The following is a 2534-nucleotide window of genomic DNA, read 5'->3' as shown; positions in this document are numbered from 1 at the left end:
GATGTGACCTAGATGTGAACATGGAGTGAAAGAGAGAGGGAGTTTCAAATAAAAGATAGAGTAAACAAAAAAATAAGACCATCATATAAAAGATGGCCTAGGGAAGGGGACAATTTATGTCAATTTAATTAGGGATGGAAGTTGCTTCTAGACACTGGGGAATGTCTTATAAATTAGGGAGGAACAACTTCGATACATACACTATAAAAGATAGATGTGACCTAGATGTGAACATAGAGTGAAAGAGGGAGGGAGTTTTAAGTAAGAAGAAAGAGAGAGTAAAAAAATAAGACCATCACATATAGGATGGTCAAGGAAGGGGACAATTTATGTCAATTTAATTAGGGATGGAAGCTGCTTCTAGACACTGGGGAATGTCTTATAAATTAGGGAGGAACAGCTCCGATACGCATACTATAAAAGGTAGATGTGACCCTCGTGTGAACTTGGCGTGAAAGATATGGGAATTTGAAAAAAGGGTAAAATAGTTGTAGGTGTAAGAGTTATAGTATAAGTGGAGATATAATAGAGAATATTCTTTTGTAAAATAATAGGAGTCTGAATATAAATAAAAGTTGAAATCTATGAAAAAAAGGATTATGCTCAACTATATTATGAGAATATAAGGGTTATCCCGCTACTTGTAGGCTCTTAAAGGGTCTTTATTTATGAGGGGATAAAAGCTTCACTTGATAAAGGGAGTTAGTGATATGGAAGTAGCAAAAAAACAAGGGGTTTATAATCGCATTATACGATTAAATCCACCACAAATTTTAGCATTAGGCTTTTTTTGTTTAATTGTGGTCGGAGGATTGTTATTAAAGTTACCGTTTGCAACGAAAGTACATATTAGTTGGGTAGATGCTTTCTTCACAGCTACGTCGGCAGCGACTGTAACGGGTTTAGGCGTTGTAGATACTGCAAGTACATTTACGATGTTTGGTGAAATTGTTATTATGTTTTTAATTCAAATAGGTGGTCTCGGTCTTATGACGATAGCCATTTTAATTGTTTGGGTATTAGGTAAAAAAATTGGTTTACGTCACCGACTATTAATTGGAGAAGCATTTAATCAAACAAATATTGGTGGTCTTGTGAAATTAGTGAAACGAGTTTTTATTTTTTCTATTTGTATTGAGCTAATTGGAGTTATCTTTTTATCGATTCGCTTTATTCCAGAGTTTGGATTTGGAAAAGGTTTATACTATAGTATTTTTCACGTTATTGCGTCATATAATAATGCCGGTTTTGCACTTTGGCCAGATAATTTAACAAGATACGTAGGAGATCCTATTGTTAATATTGGGATTTGTTCTTTAATTGTAATAGGAGGGTTAGGGTTTACGGTATTAATTGATATATGGTATAGTCGCAGTTTCCGAAAATTATCACTTCACTCGAAGATCATGATTGTTGGAACGATAGCACTTAACATTATTGCGATGATTGTGATTTTTGTATTGGAATATAATAATGTGAAGACTTTGGGACAACTATCTTTAAATGAAAAGTTATGGGCTTCGTTCTTCCAAGGAATTACACCTCGTACAGCCGGTTTTAACACGATAGATTATGGCGGCATGGAAGAGTCGTCGATATTATTTACGATGATATTAATGTTTATTGGTGCAGGAAGTGTATCGACAGGTGGTGGAATTAAGTTAACGACATTCGTTATTTTAATTACATCAGTTCTTTCTTTCTTTAGAAAGAAAGAGGATTTTGTTTTATTTCATCGTACGATTAAAATGTCGACAGTAACGAGAGCGTTAGCAATTGTCGTTGCTAGTCAAATACTTATTTTTACAGCGGTATTTGTATTAATGCTTACAGAAGACTTCAGTTTTATTCAGTTATTATTTGAGACAATTTCAGCGTTTGGCACAGTAGGATTAACAATGGGGATTACTGCGAAGCTATCGGCGTTTGGAAAATGTATTATTATGTTTGTTATGTTTTGTGGATTAATCGGACCGTTAACACTTGTTTTCTCTTTGGCACGACCAGCGAAACAAAAAATTAAATATCCATCAGAAGATGTATTTACAGGATAAGGTATCCCGCATAAAGCGAGATACCTTTTTCATTTTAAAAAAGAGAGAACAATAACCCAATAAGCGCCACTCGGAATAAAATCGCAATAAGTGCAGCAATACCACCTACAATGGCAGCGATACCGCCAGTTACAGTAGCCCCACGATTATATGCGTAAATACCGAGTAAAACAGACACAAGACCAAACAGTGTTGGGAATGTAAATAGCGATAATATTGCTAAAGCAAGAGCAATAAAACCAGCAGTTGATCCAGCTGCAGATGATCTTACATCATCGTTATCTTTATCATCATAATCAATACGTTGTGGTGCAACTTCAGCCGCGTATTCTTCTTTATAGTCACTATAATCACTATCTATTCGATCTCTTTTTTTATATTCATCAAATTTCTCGGTCAAAGTAAGGACTCCTTTCATAACAAGGTTCAATAATAGTATGTTTCTCTTTACTGTTTTTATCCCGCTATTTGCGAGCAGTA

Annotated in this window: 2 protein-coding genes; one reads left to right on the top strand and one right to left on the bottom strand. The window is 34.8% G+C overall.

The window, feature by feature from the left end:
- The first annotated feature begins 710 nt into the window (after nt 1-710).
- Nucleotides 711-2054, top strand: coding sequence for a TrkH family potassium uptake protein (locus BAU27_RS04320; RefSeq protein ID WP_071744813.1), 1344 nt, complete (start codon nt 711-713; stop codon nt 2052-2054).
- Nucleotides 2055-2088: 34 nt separating this feature from the next.
- On the opposite strand, the gene BAU27_RS04315 is transcribed toward BAU27_RS04320, so the two are convergent.
- On the bottom strand, nt 2089-2454 hold the full coding sequence (locus BAU27_RS04315) for a hypothetical protein (RefSeq protein ID WP_000136552.1): 366 nt from the start codon (nt 2452-2454) through the stop codon (nt 2089-2091).
- Nucleotides 2455-2534 lie beyond the last annotated feature (80 nt).

It is taken from the genome of Bacillus sp. NH11B (genome assembly GCF_001884205.1).
In the GTDB taxonomy this organism is placed as follows: Bacteria; Bacillota; Bacilli; order Bacillales; family Bacillaceae_G; genus Bacillus_A; species Bacillus_A proteolyticus.
This window is presented reverse-complemented; position numbering and strand designations above follow the sequence as displayed.